This window comes from Acinetobacter sp. 778_lipA, from assembly GCF_058242985.1.
The window spans coordinates 3,904,833-3,928,535 of sequence record NZ_JBZAYT010000001.1 but is presented as its reverse complement, the minus strand read 5'-3'; the positions used below and the strand labels follow the sequence as shown (position 1 = coordinate 3,928,535).

The following is a 23,703-nucleotide window of genomic DNA, read 5'->3' as shown; positions in this document are numbered from 1 at the left end:
TATGGTTAGAATCTTGTTCTAAAAGATTGACCAAAAAAAGCAGGACTAAATCCTGCTTTTTTTATTTGATTTCAGTATCACTATTCAATAGTTATTATGCTGCAACTCTAGGCAATGCACGTTTTGCTGCTGGGGATTGATCCAAATAAGCAATCGCATCTTCTGTTTTAGCTTCATGTACTGGATCATACCAAGGCATTAAATAGCCCAATTGCTGTGAAACCAACCATAATGGATGTGGCATTAAGCGATTATCTGATTGTGCGATACTTGCCCATTCACGCCAAATCCAAGGCTTATAGAAAGCAGGTTTTTTATCTGCATAACGTGGGTCTTGCCCCATGATATGTGCAGCACCATCAACCCATAAGCCTAATACAGCGGCAATCACGATAACACTTTGATAATAACGAGAAATATAACCACCGCCCAAATGGCGATAAAGATCAAAAGCCACTGTACGGTGTTCAATCTCTTCGGCACCATGCCATTTGACTAAATCAAGCATATTTGGATCTGCACCCAGTTCCGCCCATTTTTTATTATAAAGCGCATATTTACCCAAGACACAAGTCATATGTTCAACAGTGGCGACGATACCTAGGCGGAACAAATCCCATTGATGATCGAGGACTTTGGGTACTTTAAAGCCGAGTGGTTGATCTGCAAGTAATTTGCCAAACAAGAAATCCATAATCTCAAGATTACGTTGAATATCAATATTACGCACAGTTAAGTATTCTTTATTTGCCGAAGCATGTGCTTGAGCATGCATGGCTTCTTGGCGGATAAAAGCACGAACATCTTCAGCTAATTTTTCATCTGTGATTTTGGGTAAAACACGATTGTATAAACGGCAAAACCAAAATTCACCTGCTGGAAGAATATTGTTAATTTCATTGATAAAGTAGCTGACAAATGGCTGATTTGGAATCCAATCGACAGGGGTATCTTGCCATTCAAATTTCACTTTACGTGGTTTGATGTGGTACTGAATAGACGATCCAATCCGACTGTTCTTTAATTTAGCGAGTAACTTCATCACAGTGTCCTAATTTTTCTTTGGTGATTTCACACTTTATTATTCAAGTATAAAAAAATGTCCTAAATAGTTATTAGCAATTTAGGACATTCCAGTATCAATATGTGATGAATTTTGTTAGACAAGACTTTTTTATTTATGCTTGTGGATTTTCATCTACATTTCCATCAATATTTTCACTATTGAATTCGGATTCTTGGTCTTGATCAATGAACTCATCATCCAGATCATCTTCAGTGGCTTCAGGAATTGAATCAATATCAAAATCTAAAGTTTTGTCTAAGGTGTAATTTAAGCGACCCGCCATAATCGAAGCGAGTTCTTCTAGACCTTGTTTGTTGAGTGATGAAAACAGTTGTATAGAAAAATTCAACTTCATTTTCTTCAATTGCTCTTGTACATCTAACAATACTTTACTGGCAGGGCCACGGTTGAGTTTGTCGGATTTAGTTAACAGCACATGCACAAACAAGTGACGTGAATATGCCCATTCCAACATCATCACATCGAAGTGTTGTAAAGGGTGGCGAATATCCATGAGTAGAACCAGACCTTGTAAACTTTTTCGATGAATCAAATAATTCTCAAGTTCTTTTTGCCATACAATTTTCATTGCTTCAGGTACAGCCGCATAACCATAACCTGGCAAATCGACAAGGCGTTGATCTGGATTACCTAAACTAAAAAAGTTAATCATTTGCGTACGGCCCGGTCTTTTCGACGCGCGTGCCAATTGCTTTTGATTGGTCAATGCATTGATAGCACTTGATTTTCCTGCATTTGAACGGCCTGCAAAGGCAACTTCATAACCAGTATCTTCTACACAAAGATTCAGTTTAGGCGCACTCATTAGAAATTCAGCTTTACGCAACCAGTTCAAAGATGAAGTTGAGTATTCTGAAATCGCAGGATCAGCCTTTTTTTCATAACTGATTTTTTGTTTAGGGGCGCTTGAGGTCTTACTATTTTTAGACTTTCCACTGCTGCGATGCATATTTCAACTTCAATAAACGGATAAACAAAGTGCATTATAAAGGAAGTCGGAGGTTCAAGCGAATTTTGATCGTGTTAACTGAAATATTGGCTATTAAGATGCTGGGCGATGAGCTTTTGTGACTTAAACATTGAGATTGGGAATAGGCGAGTTTACGATCTTTGGATGTTGTGGTGGAGCGTTGAGAACATCGGCAACAGTATAGTGATCTAGGCTTTGATAAAACTGTTCAACGGCCTGATCTAAAATACCCTTTAAGCCGCAGCGTGGACGTAGCACACAAGGTGGCGTATTGCACTCTACAATTTGTGCATCACGTTGGAGAATTCGTACAATATATCCTAAGCGAAATTCTAAGATATCTGGGTTTAAGCGCAAACCACCGCCTTTACCTCGTGTGGTAATCAACCAACCTTGTTTTCCCATAAAATGCACAATTTTGACCAAGTGATTTTCTGAAACATGTAAATCTTCTGCAATTTCAGCAATCGTATAAGGCACATCTTTTGGAGGCGCGATGTACATTAAGATGCGCAGGGCATAGTCGGTAAATTTATTTAGTTGCATGTAGGCTGCTCATCTATGGGTAAAGATGTATCTCATCCTGAAATAAATAAGGCCAGTCTATCATAGACCAGCCTTATAAAGAACGGATGTAGATTTAGATACCTGCACCACCCGTACCAAACGCTTCACTATGAATTTGTTCAGGTTTAATACCACGAGCAACCAATGCTTGGTGTTGTTGTTGCATAAATGGTATTGGGCCACAAAGATAATAATCAGCATTGGCTGGGAGTAGTGCTGTATCAACCGTTGCCAAGTCTAAACGACCAGCCACATCATAGTCCTCACCTATAACATCACCGCTATGTGGGAACTCATAAGCTGTAAATGTACTGAGACGTGGGAATTTAGTTTTTTGCTCTTGAATATGTTGTTTCATCGCATGTACTTGGCTACTGCGACATGCATGAATAAAGCTAGCCGGTTGAGGCATGTCTAAAGTCACCAATTGGTTAAGCATTGCAATCATTGGGGTTAAACCTACACCCGCACTAATGAAGACATTACGTTTGCTACTATCAATCAGGTAGAAGTTACCTGTTGGAGCAGACACTTCAATTTCTGAACCTTCAGCTAAGCCATGTAAAGTATTTGATACCCAACCACTTGCCAAATCACCTTTTTCATCTTCACGTTTAACTGAAATACGTAAATAGTCTGTTTGTGGGCTTGTCGATAGCGTGTATTGACGTGGTTGTTTTAAGCCTAATGCTTCAACAAATACGCGCACTGAAATATATTGACCCGCTTCATATTTAGGTAATGCGCCACCATCGACTGGTGCAAGATAGAAAGAGGTAATTTCTTCACTTTCATTCACTTTTTTAGCGATTTTAAATTTACGCCAGCCTAACCAACTGCCTTGAGTTTGTTGGTGCTGCTCATAAATCGCTTTTTCAGTGCTGATAAATAGATCGGCCAATTGCCCATAAGCTGCAGCCCATGCATCAATCAATGGATCTTCCATCGAAATAGTTAATACTTCACTAATTGAATGTAATAGGTTTTCACCGACAATGTTGTAATCAGGTGCTTGAATATTCAGACTGACATGTTTATGGGCAATCAGTTCAACCACAGGCAAAAGTACTGAGGGATCTTCAATATTTTCAGCATATGCTAAAACAGCACCAGCCAAGGCTTGAGCCTGTGCACCACTACGTTGATGCCCCATGTTAAAGGTTTCTTTTAATTCAGGATTATTGCCGAGCATGCGGTTATAAAAATAGCCAGTAAGTGCTACACCATTTTCGCGAAGAACAGGAACTGTTGCTTTTACAAGGTCAATTTGCTGCGGAGTCATTGTTGATCTCTCTTGGCTGTCATTTATAAGATGTATTTAAAATATATCTTATAAAGTGTATTTGCAATACACCTTTAATAAAAACACATAAAATAATTATGGTTTATTTTAAATTTAAGCCCTATTGATTGAAATCATTGGACTTATTTTTAAATTTTTTTAAATGATTTTTTAGATATGTTTAGATGGCTTGATTAAGCGAGATAAGCGAATGAAAAGATAAGCAAGAACATGCGCTATAAAATAGAGAATAAAAAAGGAGCGCTAACGCTCCTCACATTTGTGTTTAAGCGAATTAACGGCCACCAAATAATGAACCTAACAAACCGCGGACCAGTTTTTGTCCTGTAGGGCCGCCTAAAGTTCGTGCAGCACTTTTAGCAAAAGTTCCGATCACATCTTGAGTCAGTTTGGCACGCGCAGCTGCAGCTTTTGCTTCTTCTTTTTCTAAGCGTTCTTGCTCTTTGGCTTGTTGCTTATCGAGAGTCTGTTGTTGCTTTGTGAGCTCTTCTAATTGCTTGGCTTGTTGAGCTACAGCATCAAAAGCCACCTGCTGTTGTGAGCTATCAGAAACTTTACGTTGTAGCATTTCATAAGCGCTATCACGATCCACTTCATTGTCATAAACACCTGCGACAATACTTTGCGCCATCAATGCTTTTCGTTCATCTAAAGTAATTGGGCTAAATGATGAGTAGGGTGGCATCACCATCGCTCGTTCAACCACTTGAGGCGTACCTTGTTCATCTAGGCAACTAATAAGCGCTTCACCGACAGCTAGCTCTGTAATTGCTTGATCTACTTTAAACTCTGGATTGGCACGGAAGGTATCGGCAGCAGTTTTTACTGCTTTTTGATCTTTAGGGGTAAAGGCACGTAATGCATGTTGCACGCGGTTACCGAGCTGCCCTAAAACATTTTCTGGGATATCTAATGGACTTTGTGAGATAAAATAAATTCCGACACCTTTAGAGCGAATTAGACGGACCACTTGTTGAATTTTTTCTTGTAATGCTGGGCTGGCATTATCAAAGAGCAAATGCGCTTCATCAAAAAAGAACACCAATTTTGGCTTATCTAAGTCACCGACTTCAGGTAGCTTTTCAAATAACTCTGAAAGCATCCAAAGTAGAAAGGTTGCATAGAGCTTTGGTGTGTTCATCAGCTTATCCGCAGCCAATAGATTGATATAACCATGTCCATTGGCATCAGTTTGGATAAAATCCATAATATCAAGGCTTGGCTCACCAAAGAAACGTTGACCGCCCTGATCACCTAAGGCCAATAGATTACGTTGAATAGCACCTAAACTTGCTGGTGAGAGATTGCCGTATTCTGCTTTTAAAGCCGCAGCATTTTCACTGACATAGGTCAGCATGGCTTTTAAATCTTTAAAATCAATTAACAGTAAGCCTTGATCATCTGCAACACGGAACACCGCTGAAAGCACACCTTCTTGAGTGTCATTTAAATTCAGCATTTGCGAAAGTAACAGTGGGCCGATTTCAGAGATTGTGGTACGAATCGGATGTCCTTGCTCACCAAATAAATCCCAAAAAATAGTCGGTGATGCAGCAAAAGGGACACTGTCTATCCCTAAGCTTTTAATGCGTTCTTCAAATTTAGGATTGGTTGAACCTGCTTTGGCTATACTTGAAACGTCCCCTTTTGCATCAGCCAGAAATACGGGTACACCAATCCGTGAAAAACTTTCAGCAAGCACTTTAAGGGTAATGGTTTTGCCTGTCCCTGTGGCTCCTGCAATTAAGCCGTGACGGTTAGCAAATTGTGAATGTAATACAATATCTTGTGTTGTATCCGAAGTTTTTTTTGCGATGACGATTGGTGTACCCATTGTTATTCCTATAGCTTTAATTTGAGTTTGGATGTTTTTTATCTGACTCAATATTTATATCATTGTTGTTATACAAAATTGCATTAAATGATGATGTTGTAAATCTGTTTTTATTGTTGAATATGAATGTAGGGTGGTGCGAATTGTTTCCTGAAATGCAGAGGGAATAAGTAAAAACTAAATGTACTTTTTGCTGAATGAACTCTGCGCTTAATCGTGTTTAGAGGTGAGTATAGAGCCCTTGCCATCATTTGATATAGCAAAGACCCATATATTATGTATTAAGCCTGAATGGCTTGAAGCGCGTGTTGAATATCTTGGATTAAATCGTCTGGATGCTCTAAACCAATACAGAAACGAACCAATAGACCTTGCTCTAGATGTGCGCGTTCTAAATGACGCATGTCACTCAGATTATAAATCATGACTAAGCTGACAGGACCACCCCAACTAAAACCGAGTTTAAATAAAGATAAATGATCACAAAACTTTCGGATTTTGTTGATATCAAACTCAGGTTTAAAAATAACACTAACAAGACCAGCACTTTGTCCTGTTTGACAGGTCTGGTTCCAATAGGTGTGACTTATATTGTCAGAATCCGCAGGGTGTAAAATTTGAGCAAACGCATTTTGATTTTTTAGCCAATTTAAAATCTTTAAAGCACTTTGAGACTGATGCTCATAACGAATTTGCATTGAGGCCAAACTACGTTGCACTTGTGCGGCATCATCACCTGAAATCGCGATACCTTGAATGGCATGCATACGGAACAGCTTATGATGTAAAGCTTTATCTTGAGTGACCACAGATCCCATTAAAATATCACCCCCACCACTCGGGTATTTGGTCAAGGCATGTACACTGATATCTACGCTTAGATGTTCATGACTAAAATCAAAGGCATTAAAAGCTATGCCAGCTCCCCAAGTATTGTCCAAGGCCGTCAGGATTTTCTTTGCTTTGGCTTTTTTGACTAAATTAACAAGATCCGGAAATTCAAGTGTGACCGAACCTGCGGCTTCTAACCAAATCAGTTTGGCATTTTCATTGGGTTGGAATGAGTCTACATCAATAGGATTGTAAACTTGAACAATAATGCCATAACTTTTTTCAAGGTGACGTAGGTGTTCCATGTTGGGACCATAGATATTGTCTGCGACCCAAACTTCATCTCCATGACTTAAAAAACATGAATTGACAATGTTAATCGCAGATAAACCACTAGGTGCAAGTAAACAATATTCACCACCTTCAATTTGAGCAATGTGATCGCCTAAGGTAAATGTTGTCGGTGTGCCATGTGTTCCATAACTATAATCGTAACGATCTGTCCAATGGCGATTAAATAGTGCATCGGTATTTTCAAATATAATTGTTGACGCACGAAATAGGGGAGGCTGTATTGTATTTATATATTGTGGTGCTTTACGAGAAGAATGAATTAAAGCAGTAACTGGTTCTTGTTTCACAGGAATACTCAATTTTTGTTAATAGTTGGACTAAAGTAAGCAAAACATAATCGCTCAGTGACGAAAAGCAATAAATTGTGAAAAATAATAAATAAAATTGATATTGGCTTCATTTTTGCATTTATCCGCCTATGTTTTGTGATTTGTAGCGTAATTGATACAACAAGAATAGGTGATAACATGAAAAAACTTAAAGTGCATTATTTTCAGCATATTGCAGGTGAAGGCTTTGGAAGCTGTTATGAGTATTTGAAAGCAATGGGCGCAGAAATTACTGCAACAGAATTTTTTGCTTTACCTATAGATTCTCAGTTAGAAATAGAAGCTTTACCGCATGTCAATGATGTGGATTTACTCATCATTATGGGTGGGGAAATGAGTGTAAATGATGAAGCTAACTATCCTTGGTTAAAGGTTGAAAAACGATGGATTCGCCGCTATTTAGCATCGGAAAAGCCTGCAATCGGTTTGTGTTTGGGTGGGCAGCTGATAGCCAATGCTCTAGGTGCTAATGTTCGACGTAATACTGTACGGGAAATCGGTTGGACCTTGGTCAATAAAAGCAACCATGTGCCAGAAGATTATTTCCAATTGCCTGAGCGGGTCAATGTCATGCAATGGCATAGTGAGACCTTTGATATTCCTAAAGGTGCAATTCGTTTGGCGGAGAATCCAGCATGTCCCAACCAACTTTATCAAATAGGCAAGAATGTGTTGGGATTTCAGTTTCATCCAGAAATCACCCCGCATAGCTTAAAAATTTTCATTGAACATGAAGAAGAGGATATGGTGTTTAGTGGGCTACACAGTCAATCATTATCGGATTTAAAAAAATCACAACAAATGGACTATGTGATTGGTAATCAGTTACTCAATCATGCGATTGACTACGTTTTGAGGGTTTAAGTTGGTGTTTAAATAATAAGCGCTTTATTTATAATTAATTACTCAAAAAAAGGTAAAAATGTCCAAATAAGTTTGCTTAAGTGTTAAACAATCGTTATAATGAGCGACCCTCCAATATGGTGGGGTGAATGGCGAAGAAAGTCATTCAGATCGTTACAGTCGTGGCATCGATCACGACCTTAGTGATTTTCACTGCCTTTGACACTTGCCTACTTTAGTGGGGTGAGATGCGTCAAGGGTGATTCTTTATATATTTGGCTTGGAGTTAACTGGTATGTCTAACCAGAGAATTCGTATCCGTCTTAAGTCTTTTGATCATCGTTTAATTGATCAATCTTCTCAAGAGATCGTAGAAACAGCAAAACGTACTGGCGCACAAGTATGTGGTCCAATTCCGATGCCTACTCGCATCGAACGTTTTAACGTTTTAACATCACCACACGTGAACAAAGATGCGCGTGACCAATATGAAATCCGCACATATAAACGTTTGATCGACATCGTTCAACCTACAGACAAAACTGTAGATGCGTTGATGAAGTTGGATCTTGCAGCTGGTGTTGATGTTCAGATCGCATTGGGTTAAGGCTTTCGGTTAATTAACGCTTTATAAGTTAATTAGGCCGCTTTTTTAGAGGTTTATGCACATGGCTATTGGTTTAGTCGGTCGCAAGTGCGGTATGACACGTATCTTTACAGATGCTGGTGTTTCTGTGCCTGTAACAGTGATTGAGGTTGATCCTAACCGTATCACTCAAATCAAAACGCTTGAAACTGATGGTTATCAAGCGATTCAAATCACTACTGGTGAACGTCGCGAATCTCGCGTAACAAATGCTCAGAAAGGTCACTTTGCGAAAGCTGGTGTGGCTGCTGGTCGTTTAGTTAGCGAATTCCGTGCTACAGAAGCTGATCTTGAAGGTCGTGAAGTTGGTGGAACTATCGGTGTTGATTTGTTCGCAGTAGGTCAAGTTGTTGACGTAACTGGTCAATCAAAAGGTAAAGGCTTCCAAGGTGGTGTTAAGCGTTGGAACTTCCGTACGCAAGATGCTACACATGGTAACTCTTTGTCGCATCGTGTTTTGGGTTCTACAGGTCAAAACCAGACCCCTGGTCGCGTATTTAAAGGCAAAAAAATGGCTGGCCATTTAGGTGCTGAACGCGTAACAGTTCAAGGTCTTGAAATTGTATCTATCGACGCAGAACGTTCAGTTCTTGTTGTTAAAGGTGCGATTCCTGGTGCTACTGGTGGCGACGTTATCGTTCGTCCTACGATCAAGGCCTGAGGGGAAATAACGTGAATTTAAAAACTGTTTCCGGCTCTGCTGTTGAATTATCAGAAGTAGCTTTCGGTCGTGATTTTAATGAAGCTCTTGTACACCAAGTTGTTACAGCTTATTTAGCTGGTGGTCGTCAAGGTTCTAAAGCTCAGAAATCACGTGCAGACGTTTCTGGCGGTGGTAAGAAACCATTCCGTCAAAAAGGTACTGGCCGAGCTCGTGCGGGTTCTATTCGTAGCCCAATCTGGGTTGGTGGTGGTAAAACTTTTGCTGCTCGTCCACAAGATTGGTCTCAAAAAGTTAACCGTAAAATGTACCGCGGTGCAATGCAATGTATCTTAGCTGAACTTGTTCGCCAAGATCGTCTTGTTCTAGTTGAAGAGTTTGCTGTTGAAGCACCTAAAACTAAAGAATTGCTTGCTAAACTTAACGGCTTGAACGCTACTCGCGCATTAATCGTTACTGAAGCTGTAGATGAAAATCTATATTTAGCTGCTCGTAACCTTCCACACGTTGATGTGGTTGATGCTGCTGGGATCGATCCTGTTGGCTTGATCGCGTTTGATAAAGTTGTTATGTCTGTTGCGGCTGCTAAGAAGATTGAGGTAGAACTCGGATGAACAACGAACGTATCTATCAAGTCCTAAAAGGGCCTGTTTTTTCAGAAAAAGCACAAGTTCTAGGCGAAACTGCTGGTGTTCAAGTTTTTAAGGTTGCTATTGATGCAAACAAACTTGAAATCAAAAAAGCAGTAGAGCAATTGTTTGGTGTAGAAGTTGTTAAAGTTAACACGACTATCACTAAAGGTAAGACTAAGCGCTTTGGTAAAACATTGGGACGTCGTTCTGATGTTAAAAAAGCATACGTCACCCTGAAAGCTGGCCAAGATGTTGAAATGGCTGACTTGGGCGATACCGCTGAAAGCACAGCGGAATAAGGACGAAAATTATGCCAATTCAAAAATGTAAGCCAACGTCTCCAGGACGTCGCTTTGTAGAGAAGGTGGTTCATAATCATCTTCACAAAGGCGCGCCTTATGCACCGTTGGTTGAAGCTAAGAAACGTACTGGTGGTCGTAATAATAATGGTCACATTACCACTCGTCATGTTGGTGGTGGTCATAAACAAAACTACCGTATTGTTGACTTCAAACGTAACAAAGACGGCATCCCAGCTGTAGTTGAGCGTATTGAATACGATCCTAACCGTACATCTCATATTGCTTTATTGAAATATGCTGACGGTGAACGTCGTTATATTATTGCCGCTAAAGGCTTACGTGCTGGTGATAAAGTACAATCTGGTAACGATGCTCCAATTCGTCCAGGTAACTGCTTGCCGCTTCGTAATATGCCTATCGGTTCTACATTACATAACATTGAGCTTAAAATCGGTAAAGGTGCACAGTTAGTGCGTTCTGCTGGTACTTCTGCTCAATTGTTGGGTCGTGACGGTTCTTACGCAATTATTCGTCTTCGTTCAGGCGAAATGCGTAAAGTACACGTTGAATGTCGCGCTGTGTTAGGTGAAGTATCTAACTCAGAAAGCAACCTTCGTTCACTTGGTAAAGCAGGTGCTGCACGCTGGCGTGGTGTTCGTCCTACCGTTCGTGGTATGGCGATGAACCCAGTTGACCATCCACATGGTGGTGGTGAAGGGCGTAACAAAGGTATTCAACCTGTAAGCCCATGGGGTCAAAAAGCTAAAGGGTACAAAACACGTACCAATAAGCGTACGACTAAGATGATCATTCGCGACCGTCGCGTTAAGTAACAAGTAAAGGAATCTGACAATGCCTCGTTCTCTGAAAAAAGGCCCATTCGTCGATGCGCACTTGTTCGCTAAGGTTGAAGCGGCTATCGCGGCTAATAACCGTAAGCCGATCAAAACTTGGTCGCGTCGTTCGATGATCCTCCCGGATTTTGTTGGTTTAACAATTTCTGTACATAATGGTCGTAACCATGTTCCAGTGATCGTATCTGAACATATGGTTGGTCACAAACTCGGTGAATTCGCGCCAACTCGTACCTATCGTGGTCACGGTGTTGACAAGAAGTCTAAACGTTAAGGTGCTATGATGGAAGTTACTGCTAAATTACGCGGTGCCGCTATCTCGGCACAAAAAACTCGTTTGGTTGCAGATCTAATCCGTGGCAAATCTATTGCTCACGCGCTTAATATCTTAAACTTCAGCAACAAGAAAGCTGCAGTTATAGTAAAAAAAGCATTGGAATCTGCAATTGCAAACGCTGAACATAATAACAGTTTAGATGTAGACGACCTTAAGGTTACTACGATTTACGTTGATGAAGGCACGAGCCTTAAACGTATTATGCCACGTGCTAAAGGCCGTGCAGATCGTATTACTAAGCGTACTTGTCACATTACCGTTAAGGTAGGGGTTTGATATGGGTCAGAAGGTTCATCCAATCGGTATCCGCCTTGGTGTTGTAAAACGTCATAACGCCAACTGGTATGCGAGTCCGAAACAATACGCTGAATATTTGCTTAAAGATCTTCAAGTTCGTGAGTTTTTAACTAAAAAACTTAAAAGCGCGATGATCAGCAAAATTCTTATCGAACGTCCTACAGGCGCTGCTAAAGTAACTATTAGCACTGCTCGTCCAGGTATCGTTATCGGTAAAAAAGGCGAAGACATTGAGAAATTACAGCGTGAACTCACCAAGATTATGGGTGTTCCAGCGCAAGTAAGCATCAACGAAATCGATCGCCCAGATTTAGACGCTCGTTTAGTTGCTGAAGCAATTGCTTCACAATTAGAGAAGCGTGTAATGTTCCGTCGTGCTATGAAGCGTGCGGTTCAAAACACTATGCGTGCTGGTGCTAAAGGTATCAAAGTTGAGGTTTCTGGTCGTTTAGGTGGTGCAGAAATTGCACGTACTGAATGGTATCGTGAAGGTCGTGTACCTTTACATACACTTCGTGCTGACATCGACTATGCAACTATGCGTGCTGAAACTACTTACGGTACGATTGGTGTTAAAGTTTGGATTTTCCGTGGTGAGATCTTAGGTGGCATGAAACAAGTCATGAACCCTGCTCCTGCTGAAGAACGTCCAGCTAAACGCGGTCGCGGTCGTGGTGAAGGTCAAGAGCGTCGTGGTCGTCGCAATGATCGTTCTGCTGAAAAAGGAGAATAATCCATGTTGCAACCTAAACGTACTAAATTCCGTAAGGTGCAAAAGGGCCGTAACACTGGTCTAGCGCATCGTGGTAGCACAGTATCTTTCGGTACAATCGCACTTAAATCTGTTGAGCGTGGTCAAATGACTGCTCGTCAAATCGAAGCTGCGCGTCGTACAATTAGCCGTCGTGTTAAACGTGGTGGTAAGATCTTTATCCGTGTTTTCCCAGACAAACCAATTACTGAAAAGCCATTAGAAGTTCGTATGGGTAAAGGTAAAGGTTCTGTGGAATACTGGGTTTGCCAAATCAAACCAGGTAAGATCTTGTACGAAATGGATGGTGTTAGTGAAGAATTGGCACGCGAAGCGTTTACGCTTGCAGCTGCTAAGCTTCCATTTAAAACCACTATCGTTACTAAGACGGTGATGTAATGAAAACTAAAGATCTACGTGAAAAATCGGTAGAAGAGTTGGCAGCTTTGCTAGATGAGCAACAGCTTAACCAATTCCGTCTTCGTATGGCGAAAGCAACTGGTCAATTGGGTAAATCGCATGAAGTTGCGTTAACTCGTAAGACTATTGCTCGTATCAAGACCCTCCTTACCGAAAAACAGGGGAACGCACAATGAGTGAGCAAACAGTTCGCACGTTAACAGGCAAAGTAGTAAGTGACAAAATGGACAAGTCTATTGTTGTACTTATTGAACGCCGCGTTCAACACCCGTTGTATGGCAAATCAATCCGCCGTTCAACAAAATTACACGCTCATGATGAGAATAACACTGCTAAAACTGGCGATGTTGTAACCATTAAAGAAAGCCGCCCAATTTCAAAAACTAAAGCTTGGACTTTAGTGGAAGTTATTGAAGCAGCTGCTGAGTAATTAGACGTTCTTGTTGCATCATCGGTCAATTTCGAGTACTCTTTGAGCCTTTCGAAATTGCGACCGGTGATGCTCGGTTTTGGAGTAGGGCAATGATTCAGACCGAAAGTATGCTAGACGTAGCAGACAACAGTGGTGCTCGCCGCGTACAATGTATTAAAGTACTAGGTGGTTCACATCGTCGTTATGCTTCTGTTGGCGACATTATTAAAGTTACTGTAAAAGAAGCAATTCCACGTGGCCGTGTTAAAAAGGGTGACGTGATGAATGCAGTTGTAGTTCGTACTAAATTCGGTATTCGTCGTCCAGACGGTTCTGTGATCCGTTTTGATGATAATGCTGCAGTTATCTTGAACAACAACAAGGCTCCGATTGCCACTCGTATTTTCGGACCAGTGACTCGTGAACTTCGTACTGAACAGTTCATGAAAATCATTTCATTGGCTCCTGAAGTTCTATAATAGAGGCAATCATGGCTAAGATTAGAAAAGGCGATCAAGTAATTGTGATCGCAGGTAAAGAAAAAGGCAAACAGGGTACTGTTTTGTCTGTTTCAAATGACCAAGTTAAGGTTGAAGGCCTTAATTTAGTTAAGAAGCATCAAAAGCCGAACCGTGCAACAGGTGCTGAAGGCGCTATCGTTACACAAGAAGCTTCGCTTCATATTTCAAACGTGGCAGTTTTTAATGCTGCAACCCAAAAGGCTGACCGTGTTGGTTACCAAGTGATTGAAGGCACGAAAACTCGTGTTTATAAATCAAATGGTGAATCAGTGGCGGTAGCGAAGTAATAGGTTGAACTAGGCTATGGCCAGACTTAAAACACGTTATAACGACGAAATCCGAGCTAAGTTGAAAGAAGAACTTGGTTTGGGCAACGTGATGGAAATTCCTCGCGTTACTAAAATCACCATCAACATGGGTGTTGGTGCAGCTTCAGCTGACAAGAAATTGTTAGATGGCGCTTTGGCGGATATGCAAGCTATTGCTGGTCAAAAACCAGTTCTTACATTAGCGCGTAAATCAATCGCTGGTTTTAAAATCCGTGATGGTTGGCCGATTGGTTGTAAAGTAACTTTACGCGGCGAACAAATGTACGAATTCTTAGACCGTTTGATCTCTATTGCGATTCCTCGTATTCGTGACTTCCGCGGTTTTTCTGCGAAATCATTCGATGGTCGTGGTAATTATTCAATGGGTCTCAAGGAACAAATTATGTTCCCTGAAATCGATTTTGATAAGATCGATCGTATTCGTGGTATGGATATTACTATCACTACGACTGCTCGTACTGATGACGAAGGCCGTGCGCTAATCCGTGCATTCGGCTTCCCGTTCAAATAAGAGGTCGATATGGCTAAGAAAAGTATGATTAATCGCGAATTGAAACGCGAAACTACAGTTGCTAAATACGCTGCAAAACGTGCTGAATTAAAAGCTACGATTGCAAACGTAAATGCATCTGATGAAGAACGTTTCGAAGCGATGATGAAGTTACAAGCATTACCACGTAATGCGTCTCCAGTACGTCTTCGTAACCGTTGTGGTTTAACTGGTCGTCCTCATGGTTACTTCCGTAAGTTCGGCTTAAGCCGTAACAAATTACGTGACACAGTAATGCAGGGTGATGTACCGGGCGTTGTTAAGGCAAGCTGGTAAGGAGCGACTATAAATGAGTATGCAAGATACCGTTGCCGACATGCTAACACGTGTTCGTAACGCACAAATGGCAAAGAAACAAACTGTTTCTATGCCTAATTCTAAGTTGAAAGTTGCAATTGCAAACGTACTTCAACAAGAAGGTTACATTTCAAATGTAGAAGTTGCTGATCTTGAAGGCAAAGCTACTTTGACAATTACTTTAAAATATTTTGAAGGCAAACCAGTTATCGAAACTGTGAAACGCGTAAGCCGCCCAGGTCTACGTCAGTATCGCGGTAAAGATGCACTTCCAAGCGTTAAGCAAGGTTTAGGTATTGCAATTGTTTCTACAAGCAAAGGCATCATGACTGATCGCGCTGCACGTGCTGCAGGCGTTGGTGGTGAAGTTATTGCTTTTGTTTCTTAATAGGTGATTCCTCATGTCTCGTGTGGCTAAAGCCCCAGTAACTGTACCTAACGGTGTAGCAGTTACTCAGAACGGCCGGCAGGTCGAAGTGAAAGGCAGCAAAGGTACGTTGTCTTTCAACCTGCATGCGCTGGTCGAGCTTAAACAGGAAGAAGGTCAACTTCATATTGCTCCAGTTAAAGAATCTCGCGATTCTTGGATGCAAGCTGGTACTGCTCGCGCTGTTCTTAATAACCTTGTAAAAGGTGTTAATGAAGGCTTCGAACGTAAGTTACAACTTATCGGTGTTGGTTATAAAGCTGCGGTTAAAGGTACAGTTGTGAACCTTAACCTTGGTTATTCTCATCCGATTGATTACGCTCTTCCTGAAGGTGTAACTGCTGAAACTCCGACTGCTACTGAAATCATTTTGAAATCAGCTAACAAGCAATTGTTAGGTCAAGTTGCTGCAGAAATCCGTGGTTATCGTCCACCAGAGCCGTATAAAGGTAAAGGTGTTCGCTATTCTGACGAAGTTGTACTTCGTAAAGAAGCTAAGAAGAAATAAGGCGCGAGGTTCTTATGAACGAAAAGAAACAATCCCGTTTGCGTCGTGCGAAAAGCACACGCTTGCACATTCGTGCATTGGGTGCGACTCGCTTGTGTGTAAACCGCACGCCGCGTCACATCTATGCTCAAGTTATTTCTGCAGATGGTGGCAAAGTATTAGCGCAAGCTTCTACTTTGGATGCATCTTTACGTAGCGGAACTACAGGTAATGTAGATTCAGCAACTAAAGTAGGTGCTTTAATCGCAGAACGTGCAAAGGCTGCTGGTGTAACTAAAGTTGCATTTGACCGTTCTGGTTTTAAATATCATGGTCGTATCAAAGCCTTGGCTGATGCTGCTCGTGAAAACGGCTTGGAGTTCTAATCATGGCTAAAGTTGAACAAAACGAAGGTCTTGTTGAAAAGCTGGTTGCCGTTGATCGTGTAGCCAAAGTTGTTAAGGGTGGTCGTATCTTCTCTTTCACAGCATTGACTGTTGTGGGTGATGGTAATGGTCGTGTAGGTTTTGGTCGCGGTAAAGCGCGTGAAGTTCCAGCTGCTATTTCTAAAGCACTTGAAGCTGCACGCCGCAACATGATCACTGTTGATCTTGTTGATGGTACTGTACAACATCCTATTCATGCTCGTCATGGCGCTAGCCGTGTTTACATGCAACCTGCATCAGAAGGTACTGGCGTAATCGCTGGTGGTTCTATGCGCGCAGTTTTAGAAGCTGCGGGTGTACGTAACGTATTGACGAAATGTTATGGTTCTACTAACGCGGCTAACGTTGTAAATGCAACTTTTAACGGTTTACGTGATATGACGTCTCCTGAGAAAGTTGCTGCTAAACGTGGTCTTTCAGTAGAACAAATTTTAGGGTAATCAATCATGAAAACGATTAAAGTTACCCAGACTAAATCTTCTTCGCATCGTTTGAAAAATCACAAACTTTGCCTACAAGGTTTAGGTCTGCGTCGTATTGGTCATACAGTAGAAGTAATAGATACACCTTCTAACCGTGGTATGATCAACAAAGTCTACTATATGGTTAGTGTAGAGGAATAAGCCATGACTCTGCGTTTAAATGAGCTTGCACCTGCTGAAGGTGCAAAACGTGACAACCGTCGTTTAGGCCGTGGTATCGGTTCTGGCGTTGGTAAGACTGGTGGCCGTGGTGTCAAAGGTCAAAAATCACGTAAAAGTGGTGGCGTTCGTCCAGGCTTTGAAGGTGGTCAAACTGCGTTATATCGTCGTTTACCTAAATTCGGTTTCACAAGCCAATTGGCTTTGAAAACTGCTGAAGTACGTTTGTCTGAACTTGCTAAAGTTGAAGGTGATATTGTTTCACTTGAAACTTTGAAAGCTGCGAATGTTGTACGTAAAGATATGTTGCGTGCTCGTGTTGTTCTTTCTGGTGAAATCACTCGTGCATTCACTGTTCAAGGTGTTGCATTGACTAAAGGCGCTAAAGCTGCTCTTGAAGCTGCTGGCGGTAAAGTCGAGGAGTAATCGCGAGTGACTATGTCTCCTAGTTCTTCAGGTCATGTCAACATGATGAAAGGTCAACCATTTCACGTGAAATATCGTGAAATTATTCGCCGATTAATGTTCTTGATTGGTGCATTGGTAGTCTTTCGACTAGGAGCGCATATTCCGCTGCCGGGTATTGATAATGTTGCTCTAGAACGTTTTTTCAAAGCTAATGAAGGTACTTTTTTAGGTTTGTTTAATATGTTCTCGGGTGGAGCATTAGAACGAATGTCCATTCTTGCGTTAGGGATCATGCCGTATATTTCTGCATCAATTATTGTGCAGTTGATGTCGACAGTGGTTCCTTCGTTAGAAGCATTGAAGAAAGAAGGCGAGCAAGGTAAGCGTAAGATTAATCAATATACGCGTTATGGCACCCTATTACTTGCATTAGTCCAAGGTATTGGAATGTGTGCTGGTCTAATCAGTCAAGGTATTACTTTGACTTCAGGATTAGCTTTTTACATTCCTGCGCTAACATCGTTAGTTGCAGGTACCATGTTCTTAATGTGGTTAGGCGAGCAAATTACTGAACGTGGTGTTGGTAATGGTATCTCAATGATTATCTTTGCAGGTATTGTTGCTGGTTTACCAAATTTAGTGATTCAGGCATTTACTTCGGTAGATAATGGTCAATCAAGTTTAATTGGTTTGGCTATCTTTGGATTGCTATCAGTTGCTGTTTTAGCAGCAATTGTGTTTATTGAAAAAGCTCAACGTCGTATACCTGTGAACTATGCTCAAAAACAGCAAGGTCGTCGTGTATTCACTGCACAGCAAACGCATTTGCCATTGAAAATCAACATGGCAGGGGTTATTCCAGCAATTTTCGCTAGTTCGTTATTGTTGTTCCCTGCAAGTTTAGGTCAATGGTTAGGCAGTGCTGATCCAAATGCAGGAATTGTAAAACGTAGCCTACAAGATTTGGCATTGGTATTATCGCCTGGACAACCGTTATATTTAGTGCTCTTCGGTGCGTTAATTATCTTTTTCTGTTATTTCTATACGGCGCTAGTTTTTAGCCCGAAAGAAGTATCAGAGAACTTGAAACGCAGTGGAGCTTATGTACCTGGTATTCGCCCAGGTGAGCAAACTGCTCGTTACTTAGATCATATTCTTAATCGTTTGACGTTTATTGGTGCAATCTACATTACCGTCATCTGTTTAATGCCGATGATTTTACAGAGTTCTTTTGGTATTCCATTCCATTTGGGTGGTACATCATTACTCATCGTAGTTGTAGTTGTTATGGACTTTATGGCTCAGCTTCAAGCCCACTTAACATCACATCAATATGACGATCAATCGTTAATGAGAAAAACGACTGCTCATCCTAAGGGATAAGCGCACTTAGAAGGTTTCATCATGAAAGTACAAGCTTCTGTAAAGAAAATTTGTGGTAGCTGTAAAGTTATCCGTCGTAATGGGGTTATTCGCGTAATTTGCAGCGCAGAACCTCGTCATAAGCAGCGTCAAGGTTAATTTAATTAAGACCTGTTGATTTCAGTAGGCTAATTAGGTTATTATCCGCCCCTCAAGATTTTTGTGGGGCGGTTGATTATCTCTACTGCCTTTTTGGAGAAATTTGAATGGCTCGTATTGCCGGTGTAAACATTCCGGATAACAAGCATGCTGTTATCTCTCTTACGTATATTTTTGGTATTGGTCGCCACACAGCTAAGAACATTTTAGCTGCTGCAGGTATTACGACTACTACGAAAATTCGTGAATTAGATGATGCTCAGCTTGATGCGATTCGTGCAGAAATTGCTAAGGTTCCGACCGAAGGTGATTTACGTCGCGAAATTTCCATGAACATTAAACGTTTAATGGATTTAGGCTGCTACCGCGGTCTTCGTCATCGTCGCAGCTTGCCTGTTCGCGGACAACGCACCAAAACTAACGCACGTACCCGTAAAGGTCCGCGCAAACCTATTAAGAAATAAGATTTCTGGAAGCTAAAAGATGGCTAAAGATACTCGCGCACGCAAGAAGGTCACTCGTACCGTCTCTGAAGGTGTTGCACACATTCACGCTTCTTTTAATAACACCATTGTTACGATTACTGATCGTCAAGGTAATGCATTGGCTTGGGCTACTTCAGGTGGACAAGGCTTCCGTGGATCACGTAAATCAACTCCGTTTGCTGCTCAGGTAGCTGCTGAAGTTGCTGGTAAAGCTGCTTTAGATTACGGTTTGAAAAACTTGGACGTCCTTGTTAAAGGTCCTGGTCCAGGTCGTGAATCTGCGGTTCGTGCATTAGGTGCAGTGGGTTATAAAATTAACAGCATTACCGACGTGACACCGATCCCGCACAACGGTTGCCGTCCACCTAAAAAACGTCGCGTGTAAGGAGAAACATTCATGGCTCGTTATATTGGTCCAAAATGCAAACTCTCTCGCCGCGAAGGGACAGACCTGCAATTAAAATCTGGCGTTAAACCATTTGACGTCAAAACAAAAAAATCTGCTAAAGCTCCTGGTCAACATGGCCAAAGCCGTGCTAAACAATCAGAGTATTCACTACAATTACGTGAAAAACAAAAAGTACGTCGTATGTACGGTGTTTTAGAGCGTCAATTTAGTAATTACTACAAAGAAGCTGCTCGTGTTAAAGGCGCAACAGGTGAAAACTTGTTGAAATTGCTTGAAAGCCGCCTCGATAACGTTGTTTATCGCATGGGTTTTGGTTCTACACGTGCAGAAGCTCGTCAGCTAGTATCTCATCGTTCAATCACTTTAAATGGTCGTCGTGTTAACATCGCGTCTATCCAAGTTAAAGCGGGCGACGTGATTGCAGTTCACGAAAGCGCTAAACAACAATTACGTATCAAAAACGCGATTGAATTAGCTGCTCAACGTGGCACAGCTGCTTGGATTGAAGTAGATCATTCAAAACTTGAAGGTACATTTAAAGCTGCACCAGATCGTTCTGATTTACCTGCTGAAATCAACGAAAGCTTGATTGTAGAATTGTATTCTAAATAATCCTTGAGGTAGCAATAATGACGCGTACTGCAAACGAGTTTCTAACCCCGCAAGCGATCAAAGTCGAAGCGGCAAGCGGGACCTCGGCAAAAGTGATTCTTGAACCATTAGAGCGTGGCTTTGGTCATACTCTTGGTAATGCTTTACGTCGCATCCTATTATCTTCTTTGCCTGGCGCAGCCGTGGTTGAAGTAGAGATAGAGGGTGTCGAGCACGAGTACAGTACTTTAGAAGGCTTGCAGCAGGACATCGTCGAGCTCTTGCTGAACCTAAAAGGATTGTCTATTAAGCTGTTCGATCAAAACGAAGCATATTTGACATTGGAAAAACAAGGTCCTGGCGATATTACTGCTGCTGACCTTCGTTTACCACATAATGTTGAAGTGGTTAACCCTGAACATTTGATTGGTACTTTAAGTGCTTCAGGCTCATTAAAAATGCGCTTGAAAGTTTCTCAAGGTCGTGGTTATGAAACTTCTGACTCACGTTTCCCTGAAGGCGAAACGCGTCCTGTAGGTCGTCTACAGTTAGATGCTTCTTATAGCCCGATTAAACGTGTTTCTTACACAGTTGAAAATGCTCGTGTAGAACAACGTACTGACCTTGATAAGCTCGTCATTGATCTTGAAACGAATGGAACTGTAGATCCTGAAGAAGCTATCCGTAAAGCGGCAACAATCTTGCAACAACAAATTGCAATTTTTGTTGATCTTCAGAAAGATCAAGCTCCAGTTGCTCAAGAGCCACGTGAAGAAGTTGATCCAATCTTGCTTCGTCCAGTTGATGATCTAGAGCTTACTGTTCGTTCTGCTAACTGTTTGAAAGCAGAAAATATTTACTACATTGGTGATCTAGTACAGCGTACTGAGGTTGAGTTACTTAAAACTCCTAACCTTGGTAAAAAATCGCTTACTGAGATCAAAGATGTTCTGGCTTCTAAGGGCTTACAGCTCGGCATGCGTTTAGAGAACTGGCCACCAGCTAGTCTCCGTATGGACGATCGTTTCGCCTATCGTAGCCGTTAATTAAGTAGGACTATCACCATGCGTCATCGTAATAGTGGTGTGAAATTAGGCCGTACCAGCAGCCATCGTAAAGCGATGTTCCAAAACATGGCTAATTCTTTGTTTGAGCATGAGTTAATTAAAACAACTGTGCCTAAAGCAAAAGAGTTACGTCGTGTAGCTGAGCCTTTAATCACTTTAGCTAAAAACGATACTGTAGCAAACCGTCGTTTGGCGTTTGCTCGTACTCGTTCAGCAGCAACAGTTGGTAAATTATTTACCGTTCTTGGCCCTCGTTACAAAGAACGTAACGGCGGTTATCTACGTGTTCTTAAAGCTGGTTTCCGTGCAGGTGATGCTGCACCGATGGCTTATGTAGAACTTGTGGATCGTGAAGTAAACTAATTACTCACGTCACAGAACAATCGGTTGTTCGAAAAAGGTCGGTGTTTCACCGGCCTTTTTTTGTGCCTTTTTGTTGGACAATTTATGGTTTTGTCCCAAATTGACTTAAATTTCGTCAGAAAAATGCAAACTTGACATTGCGTATTGTCAGATTTGTGCTTTAATAAAAAAGTACTCTTAAAAAGGTTATAAAAACAACATGGAAAAGCAAGTTGATATTCTTATCGTTGGCGCAGGTATCTCTGGTATTGGTGTAGCTGCACATCTTTCAAAACACTCACCACAACGTTCATTTGAAATTATTGAGCGTCGCGAGAGCTTTGGTGGTACTTGGGATCTATTTAAATATCCGGGTATTCGTTCCGATTCAGATATGTCTACTTTTGGGTTTAATTTTAAACCATGGCAAAAAGCCAATGTATTAGCAGATGGTGCTTCAATCAAAGGCTACGTTGCTGAAGTTGTCGACGAATTTAAATTAAAAAATAAAATTCATTTTAATCAGCGTGTACGTACTGCAAATTATGATTCTTCAATTAAAAAATGGGTGGTACAAATTGAAGATGAAAATAAAAAACTCAATACGTGGGTTGCAAATTTTGTCATTGGATGTACTGGTTATTATAATTATGATCAAGGTTATCAGCCTGACTACCCTGGTAAAAATGATTTTAAAGGCGAATTTATTAATCCACAATTTTGGCCTGAAAACTTAGATTATTCGGGTAAAAAAGTGGTGATTATTGGTAGTGGTGCAACAGCTATTACCTTGGTTCCTGCTATGTCAAAAGGTGGGGCAGGGCATGTGACCATGTTGCAACGTTCACCAACATATATTGCTTCAATTCCATCTATTGATTTTGTTTATGACAAAATGCGTAAGGTTTTACCTGAAGATGTGGCATATAAGTTAACCCGCGCACGTAATATTGGCATGCAACGCGGGATTTATGCGCTTGCACAAAAACAACCGAAGTTACTACGTAAGTTCTTACTCAAATCGATTGAAATGCAATTAAAAGGTAAAGTGGATATGAAACACTTTACCCCAACATATAATCCGTGGGATCAGCGTTTATGTGTTGTGCCAGATGGTGACTTATTTAAAATTTTACGTTCTGGTAAAGCCAGTGTTGAAACAGATCAAATTGAGAAAATTACTGCCACGGGTATTCAATTAAAATCTGGTAAACATTTAGATGCGGATATCATCGTTTCAGCAACAGGGTTAGAAATCCAAATCTTGGGTGGTATCAAAGCTACAATTGATAATAAGCCGATGAATACTTCACAGCATATGTTGTATCAAGGTGTGATGGTTAGCGATGTGCCAAATATGGCAATGATCATTGGTTATATCAACGCATCATGGACATTAAAAGTTGATATCGCAGGTGAGTATATTTGCCGTCTTGTAAACTATATGGACAAGAAAGGCTATGATGAAGTTATTCCTCAAGGTGATGCAACTGAATTGATGGAAGATACGGTGATGGGCAGTTTAAGCTCAGGTTATATTGCCCGTGCGGCAGATGTGATGCCTAAGCAAGGTAAGCATGCACCTTGGAAAGTGTCGAATAACTATTTAGCAGATCGCAAAGAACTCAAAAATGCTAAGTTTGAAGATGGAGTTTTAAAATTTCATAAGCGTGAAGCACAACTTGAAAAAAAGCCTAAACTGGTTTCTTAATCAAGCCTAGAAATCACTAAACTAAGCAATAGCAAAATAAA

Annotated in this window: 35 protein-coding genes and 1 pseudogene; 30 read left to right on the top strand and 6 right to left on the bottom strand. The window is 41.1% G+C overall.

Features of this window, described 5'->3' with window-relative positions; genetic code table 11:
* Positions 1–94: 94 nt before the first annotated feature.
* From AC4CUY_RS18670 to AC4CUY_RS18645, 6 genes are all read right to left on the bottom strand, one after another.
* Positions 95–1,042 carry a metal-dependent hydrolase gene (locus tag AC4CUY_RS18670; RefSeq protein ID WP_056512178.1) on the bottom strand — a complete coding sequence of 316 codons (948 nt, stop codon included), beginning with the start codon at positions 1,040–1,042 and terminating at the stop codon, positions 95–97.
* Positions 1,043–1,178: 136 nt separating this feature from the next.
* A complete protein-coding gene (gene yihA / locus AC4CUY_RS18665; RefSeq protein WP_419355547.1) occupies positions 1,179–2,036 on the bottom strand; it encodes a ribosome biogenesis GTP-binding protein YihA/YsxC in 858 nt (285 codons plus the stop codon).
* Between the two features lie 123 nt (positions 2,037–2,159).
* Positions 2,160–2,603, bottom strand: coding sequence for an RrF2 family transcriptional regulator (locus AC4CUY_RS18660; RefSeq protein WP_004725666.1), 444 nt, complete (start codon positions 2,601–2,603; stop codon positions 2,160–2,162).
* A gap of 94 nt (positions 2,604–2,697) precedes the next feature.
* Positions 2,698–3,906 (bottom strand): NO-inducible flavohemoprotein, encoded by a 1,209-nt coding sequence (hmpA, locus tag AC4CUY_RS18655; RefSeq protein WP_154129674.1) that lies wholly within the window; start codon positions 3,904–3,906, stop codon positions 2,698–2,700.
* Positions 3,907–4,201: 295 nt separating this feature from the next.
* Positions 4,202–5,761: a helicase HerA-like domain-containing protein gene (locus tag AC4CUY_RS18650; RefSeq protein ID WP_209827921.1), complete on the bottom strand. Its 1,560-nt coding sequence runs from the start codon at positions 5,759–5,761 to the stop codon at positions 4,202–4,204.
* Between the two features lie 281 nt (positions 5,762–6,042).
* A complete protein-coding gene (locus tag AC4CUY_RS18645) occupies positions 6,043–7,233 on the bottom strand; it encodes a PLP-dependent transferase (protein ID WP_490774559.1) in 1,191 nt (396 codons plus the stop codon).
* Positions 7,234–7,413: 180 nt separating this feature from the next.
* Here AC4CUY_RS18645 and AC4CUY_RS18640 point away from each other — a divergent pair, with 180 nt between their 5' ends.
* The 30 genes and pseudogenes from AC4CUY_RS18640 (at position 7,414) to AC4CUY_RS18495 (ending at position 23,662) form a co-directional block, all read left to right on the top strand.
* Positions 7,414–8,139: a type 1 glutamine amidotransferase gene (locus AC4CUY_RS18640; protein ID WP_490774558.1), complete on the top strand. Its 726-nt coding sequence runs from the start codon at positions 7,414–7,416 to the stop codon at positions 8,137–8,139.
* A 274-nt stretch (positions 8,140–8,413) separates the two neighbouring features.
* Positions 8,414–8,725, top strand: coding sequence for a 30S ribosomal protein S10 (gene rpsJ, locus AC4CUY_RS18635; protein ID WP_004725677.1), 312 nt, complete (start codon positions 8,414–8,416; stop codon positions 8,723–8,725).
* Positions 8,726–8,786: 61 nt separating this feature from the next.
* A complete protein-coding gene (gene rplC / locus AC4CUY_RS18630; protein ID WP_004725679.1) occupies positions 8,787–9,425 on the top strand; it encodes a 50S ribosomal protein L3 in 639 nt (212 codons plus the stop codon).
* 11 nt (positions 9,426–9,436) lie between these two features.
* Entirely contained in the window at positions 9,437–10,039 is a 603-nt protein-coding gene (rplD, locus tag AC4CUY_RS18625) for a 50S ribosomal protein L4 (protein WP_004725681.1), read from the top strand.
* Positions 10,036–10,356: a 50S ribosomal protein L23 gene (gene rplW / locus AC4CUY_RS18620; protein WP_004725684.1), complete on the top strand. Its 321-nt coding sequence runs from the start codon at positions 10,036–10,038 to the stop codon at positions 10,354–10,356. Before rplD ends, rplW begins: the two co-directional genes overlap by 4 nt.
* 11 nt (positions 10,357–10,367) lie before the next feature.
* Positions 10,368–11,192, top strand: coding sequence for a 50S ribosomal protein L2 (gene rplB, locus AC4CUY_RS18615; protein ID WP_004725686.1), 825 nt, complete (start codon positions 10,368–10,370; stop codon positions 11,190–11,192).
* Positions 11,193–11,211: 19 nt separating this feature from the next.
* On the top strand, positions 11,212–11,487 hold the full coding sequence (gene rpsS / locus AC4CUY_RS18610; RefSeq protein ID WP_004281508.1) for a 30S ribosomal protein S19: 276 nt from the start codon (positions 11,212–11,214) through the stop codon (positions 11,485–11,487).
* A gap of 9 nt (positions 11,488–11,496) precedes the next feature.
* Complete coding sequence (gene rplV, locus AC4CUY_RS18605; RefSeq protein ID WP_004725688.1) at positions 11,497–11,826, top strand: 50S ribosomal protein L22; 330 nt, start codon at positions 11,497–11,499, stop codon at positions 11,824–11,826.
* 1 nt (position 11,827) lies between these two features.
* A pseudogene (rpsC, locus tag AC4CUY_RS18600) lies at positions 11,828–12,644 on the top strand (30S ribosomal protein S3).
* Positions 12,584–12,997 (top strand): 50S ribosomal protein L16, encoded by a 414-nt coding sequence (rplP, locus tag AC4CUY_RS18595; RefSeq protein WP_004725694.1) that lies wholly within the window; start codon positions 12,584–12,586, stop codon positions 12,995–12,997. Before rpsC ends, rplP begins: the two are co-directional and overlap by 61 nt.
* Positions 12,997–13,194 carry a 50S ribosomal protein L29 gene (gene rpmC / locus AC4CUY_RS18590; RefSeq protein ID WP_004725696.1) on the top strand — a complete coding sequence of 66 codons (198 nt, stop codon included), beginning with the start codon at positions 12,997–12,999 and terminating at the stop codon, positions 13,192–13,194. Before rplP ends, rpmC begins: the two co-directional genes overlap by 1 nt.
* Positions 13,191–13,448, top strand: a complete 258-nt coding sequence (rpsQ, locus tag AC4CUY_RS18585; RefSeq protein ID WP_004725698.1) for a 30S ribosomal protein S17 — start codon at positions 13,191–13,193, stop codon at positions 13,446–13,448. Before rpmC ends, rpsQ begins: the two co-directional genes overlap by 4 nt.
* 92 nt (positions 13,449–13,540) lie before the next feature.
* Complete coding sequence (gene rplN, locus AC4CUY_RS18580; RefSeq protein WP_004725701.1) at positions 13,541–13,909, top strand: 50S ribosomal protein L14; 369 nt, start codon at positions 13,541–13,543, stop codon at positions 13,907–13,909.
* Positions 13,910–13,920: 11 nt separating this feature from the next.
* A complete protein-coding gene (rplX, locus tag AC4CUY_RS18575; protein WP_336953494.1) occupies positions 13,921–14,238 on the top strand; it encodes a 50S ribosomal protein L24 in 318 nt (105 codons plus the stop codon).
* Positions 14,239–14,254: 16 nt separating this feature from the next.
* A complete protein-coding gene (rplE, locus tag AC4CUY_RS18570) occupies positions 14,255–14,791 on the top strand; it encodes a 50S ribosomal protein L5 (RefSeq protein WP_336953495.1) in 537 nt (178 codons plus the stop codon).
* Between the two features lie 9 nt (positions 14,792–14,800).
* On the top strand, positions 14,801–15,106 hold the full coding sequence (rpsN, locus tag AC4CUY_RS18565; RefSeq protein ID WP_004725707.1) for a 30S ribosomal protein S14: 306 nt from the start codon (positions 14,801–14,803) through the stop codon (positions 15,104–15,106).
* 13 nt (positions 15,107–15,119) lie between these two features.
* A complete protein-coding gene (rpsH, locus tag AC4CUY_RS18560; protein WP_004725709.1) occupies positions 15,120–15,515 on the top strand; it encodes a 30S ribosomal protein S8 in 396 nt (131 codons plus the stop codon).
* 13 nt (positions 15,516–15,528) lie between these two features.
* On the top strand, positions 15,529–16,062 hold the full coding sequence (gene rplF, locus AC4CUY_RS18555) for a 50S ribosomal protein L6 (RefSeq protein WP_004725711.1): 534 nt from the start codon (positions 15,529–15,531) through the stop codon (positions 16,060–16,062).
* 14 nt (positions 16,063–16,076) lie between these two features.
* Positions 16,077–16,427: a 50S ribosomal protein L18 gene (gene rplR, locus AC4CUY_RS18550; RefSeq protein WP_004725713.1), complete on the top strand. Its 351-nt coding sequence runs from the start codon at positions 16,077–16,079 to the stop codon at positions 16,425–16,427.
* 2 nt (positions 16,428–16,429) lie between these two features.
* Positions 16,430–16,927 (top strand): 30S ribosomal protein S5, encoded by a 498-nt coding sequence (gene rpsE / locus AC4CUY_RS18545; protein WP_004725715.1) that lies wholly within the window; start codon positions 16,430–16,432, stop codon positions 16,925–16,927.
* A gap of 6 nt (positions 16,928–16,933) precedes the next feature.
* Positions 16,934–17,110, top strand: coding sequence for a 50S ribosomal protein L30 (gene rpmD / locus AC4CUY_RS18540; protein WP_004725717.1), 177 nt, complete (start codon positions 16,934–16,936; stop codon positions 17,108–17,110).
* A 3-nt stretch (positions 17,111–17,113) separates the two neighbouring features.
* Positions 17,114–17,554 (top strand): 50S ribosomal protein L15, encoded by a 441-nt coding sequence (gene rplO / locus AC4CUY_RS18535; RefSeq protein WP_336953496.1) that lies wholly within the window; start codon positions 17,114–17,116, stop codon positions 17,552–17,554.
* A 45-nt stretch (positions 17,555–17,599) separates the two neighbouring features.
* On the top strand, positions 17,600–18,919 hold the full coding sequence (secY, locus tag AC4CUY_RS18530; protein WP_171066869.1) for a preprotein translocase subunit SecY: 1,320 nt from the start codon (positions 17,600–17,602) through the stop codon (positions 18,917–18,919).
* A gap of 21 nt (positions 18,920–18,940) precedes the next feature.
* Complete coding sequence (gene rpmJ / locus AC4CUY_RS18525) at positions 18,941–19,057, top strand: 50S ribosomal protein L36 (RefSeq protein WP_000867907.1); 117 nt, start codon at positions 18,941–18,943, stop codon at positions 19,055–19,057.
* A 107-nt stretch (positions 19,058–19,164) separates the two neighbouring features.
* Complete coding sequence (rpsM, locus tag AC4CUY_RS18520; RefSeq protein WP_336953497.1) at positions 19,165–19,521, top strand: 30S ribosomal protein S13; 357 nt, start codon at positions 19,165–19,167, stop codon at positions 19,519–19,521.
* Between the two features lie 19 nt (positions 19,522–19,540).
* A complete protein-coding gene (rpsK, locus tag AC4CUY_RS18515) occupies positions 19,541–19,927 on the top strand; it encodes a 30S ribosomal protein S11 (protein ID WP_004281491.1) in 387 nt (128 codons plus the stop codon).
* A 12-nt stretch (positions 19,928–19,939) separates the two neighbouring features.
* The gene (gene rpsD / locus AC4CUY_RS18510; protein WP_004725725.1) at positions 19,940–20,563 is read left to right on the top strand and encodes a 30S ribosomal protein S4; all 624 of its coding nucleotides are present in this window, start codon (positions 19,940–19,942) and stop codon (positions 20,561–20,563) included.
* 17 nt (positions 20,564–20,580) lie between these two features.
* Positions 20,581–21,588 (top strand): DNA-directed RNA polymerase subunit alpha, encoded by a 1,008-nt coding sequence (locus AC4CUY_RS18505; RefSeq protein ID WP_336953498.1) that lies wholly within the window; start codon positions 20,581–20,583, stop codon positions 21,586–21,588.
* A gap of 18 nt (positions 21,589–21,606) precedes the next feature.
* Positions 21,607–21,972, top strand: coding sequence for a 50S ribosomal protein L17 (rplQ, locus tag AC4CUY_RS18500; RefSeq protein ID WP_004281488.1), 366 nt, complete (start codon positions 21,607–21,609; stop codon positions 21,970–21,972).
* A gap of 199 nt (positions 21,973–22,171) precedes the next feature.
* Positions 22,172–23,662, top strand: coding sequence for a flavin-containing monooxygenase (locus tag AC4CUY_RS18495; RefSeq protein ID WP_336953499.1), 1,491 nt, complete (start codon positions 22,172–22,174; stop codon positions 23,660–23,662).
* Positions 23,663–23,703 lie beyond the last annotated feature (41 nt).

What these genes read in the sequence shown, in the direction of transcription:
- AC4CUY_RS18505 (WP_336953498.1), top strand. Translation starts at nt 20,581, where the DNA reads ATGACGCGTACTGCAAACGAGTTTCTAACCCCGCAAGCGATCAAAGTC.
- rplP (WP_004725694.1), top strand. Translation starts at nt 12,584, where the DNA reads ATGTTGCAACCTAAACGTACTAAATTCCGTAAGGTGCAAAAGGGCCGT.
- hmpA (WP_154129674.1), bottom strand. Translation starts at nt 3,906, where the DNA reads ATGACTCCGCAGCAAATTGACCTTGTAAAAGCAACAGTTCCTGTTCTT.
- yihA (WP_419355547.1), bottom strand. Translation starts at nt 2,036, where the DNA reads ATGCATCGCAGCAGTGGAAAGTCTAAAAATAGTAAGACCTCAAGCGCC.
- rpsE (WP_004725715.1), top strand. Translation starts at nt 16,430, where the DNA reads ATGGCTAAAGTTGAACAAAACGAAGGTCTTGTTGAAAAGCTGGTTGCC.
- AC4CUY_RS18640 (WP_490774558.1), top strand. Translation starts at nt 7,414, where the DNA reads ATGAAAAAACTTAAAGTGCATTATTTTCAGCATATTGCAGGTGAAGGC.
- rplF (WP_004725711.1), top strand. Translation starts at nt 15,529, where the DNA reads ATGTCTCGTGTGGCTAAAGCCCCAGTAACTGTACCTAACGGTGTAGCA.
- rplV (WP_004725688.1), top strand. Translation starts at nt 11,497, where the DNA reads ATGGAAGTTACTGCTAAATTACGCGGTGCCGCTATCTCGGCACAAAAA.
- AC4CUY_RS18660 (WP_004725666.1), bottom strand. Translation starts at nt 2,603, where the DNA reads ATGCAACTAAATAAATTTACCGACTATGCCCTGCGCATCTTAATGTAC.
- AC4CUY_RS18670 (WP_056512178.1), bottom strand. Translation starts at nt 1,042, where the DNA reads ATGAAGTTACTCGCTAAATTAAAGAACAGTCGGATTGGATCGTCTATT.
- rplN (WP_004725701.1), top strand. Translation starts at nt 13,541, where the DNA reads ATGATTCAGACCGAAAGTATGCTAGACGTAGCAGACAACAGTGGTGCT.
- rpsJ (WP_004725677.1), top strand. Translation starts at nt 8,414, where the DNA reads ATGTCTAACCAGAGAATTCGTATCCGTCTTAAGTCTTTTGATCATCGT.
- rplW (WP_004725684.1), top strand. Translation starts at nt 10,036, where the DNA reads ATGAACAACGAACGTATCTATCAAGTCCTAAAAGGGCCTGTTTTTTCA.
- rplC (WP_004725679.1), top strand. Translation starts at nt 8,787, where the DNA reads ATGGCTATTGGTTTAGTCGGTCGCAAGTGCGGTATGACACGTATCTTT.
- secY (WP_171066869.1), top strand. Translation starts at nt 17,600, where the DNA reads ATGAAAGGTCAACCATTTCACGTGAAATATCGTGAAATTATTCGCCGA.
- rpsD (WP_004725725.1), top strand. Translation starts at nt 19,940, where the DNA reads ATGGCTCGTTATATTGGTCCAAAATGCAAACTCTCTCGCCGCGAAGGG.
- rpmJ (WP_000867907.1), top strand. Translation starts at nt 18,941, where the DNA reads ATGAAAGTACAAGCTTCTGTAAAGAAAATTTGTGGTAGCTGTAAAGTT.
- rplO (WP_336953496.1), top strand. Translation starts at nt 17,114, where the DNA reads ATGACTCTGCGTTTAAATGAGCTTGCACCTGCTGAAGGTGCAAAACGT.
- rplR (WP_004725713.1), top strand. Translation starts at nt 16,077, where the DNA reads ATGAACGAAAAGAAACAATCCCGTTTGCGTCGTGCGAAAAGCACACGC.
- rpsK (WP_004281491.1), top strand. Translation starts at nt 19,541, where the DNA reads ATGGCTAAAGATACTCGCGCACGCAAGAAGGTCACTCGTACCGTCTCT.
- rplE (WP_336953495.1), top strand. Translation starts at nt 14,255, where the DNA reads ATGGCCAGACTTAAAACACGTTATAACGACGAAATCCGAGCTAAGTTG.
- rplB (WP_004725686.1), top strand. Translation starts at nt 10,368, where the DNA reads ATGCCAATTCAAAAATGTAAGCCAACGTCTCCAGGACGTCGCTTTGTA.
- rpsS (WP_004281508.1), top strand. Translation starts at nt 11,212, where the DNA reads ATGCCTCGTTCTCTGAAAAAAGGCCCATTCGTCGATGCGCACTTGTTC.
- rplQ (WP_004281488.1), top strand. Translation starts at nt 21,607, where the DNA reads ATGCGTCATCGTAATAGTGGTGTGAAATTAGGCCGTACCAGCAGCCAT.
- rpmC (WP_004725696.1), top strand. Translation starts at nt 12,997, where the DNA reads ATGAAAACTAAAGATCTACGTGAAAAATCGGTAGAAGAGTTGGCAGCT.
- rpsQ (WP_004725698.1), top strand. Translation starts at nt 13,191, where the DNA reads ATGAGTGAGCAAACAGTTCGCACGTTAACAGGCAAAGTAGTAAGTGAC.
- rpsM (WP_336953497.1), top strand. Translation starts at nt 19,165, where the DNA reads ATGGCTCGTATTGCCGGTGTAAACATTCCGGATAACAAGCATGCTGTT.
- rplX (WP_336953494.1), top strand. Translation starts at nt 13,921, where the DNA reads ATGGCTAAGATTAGAAAAGGCGATCAAGTAATTGTGATCGCAGGTAAA.
- AC4CUY_RS18650 (WP_209827921.1), bottom strand. Translation starts at nt 5,761, where the DNA reads ATGGGTACACCAATCGTCATCGCAAAAAAAACTTCGGATACAACACAA.
- rpmD (WP_004725717.1), top strand. Translation starts at nt 16,934, where the DNA reads ATGAAAACGATTAAAGTTACCCAGACTAAATCTTCTTCGCATCGTTTG.
- rpsN (WP_004725707.1), top strand. Translation starts at nt 14,801, where the DNA reads ATGGCTAAGAAAAGTATGATTAATCGCGAATTGAAACGCGAAACTACA.
- rpsH (WP_004725709.1), top strand. Translation starts at nt 15,120, where the DNA reads ATGAGTATGCAAGATACCGTTGCCGACATGCTAACACGTGTTCGTAAC.
- AC4CUY_RS18495 (WP_336953499.1), top strand. Translation starts at nt 22,172, where the DNA reads ATGGAAAAGCAAGTTGATATTCTTATCGTTGGCGCAGGTATCTCTGGT.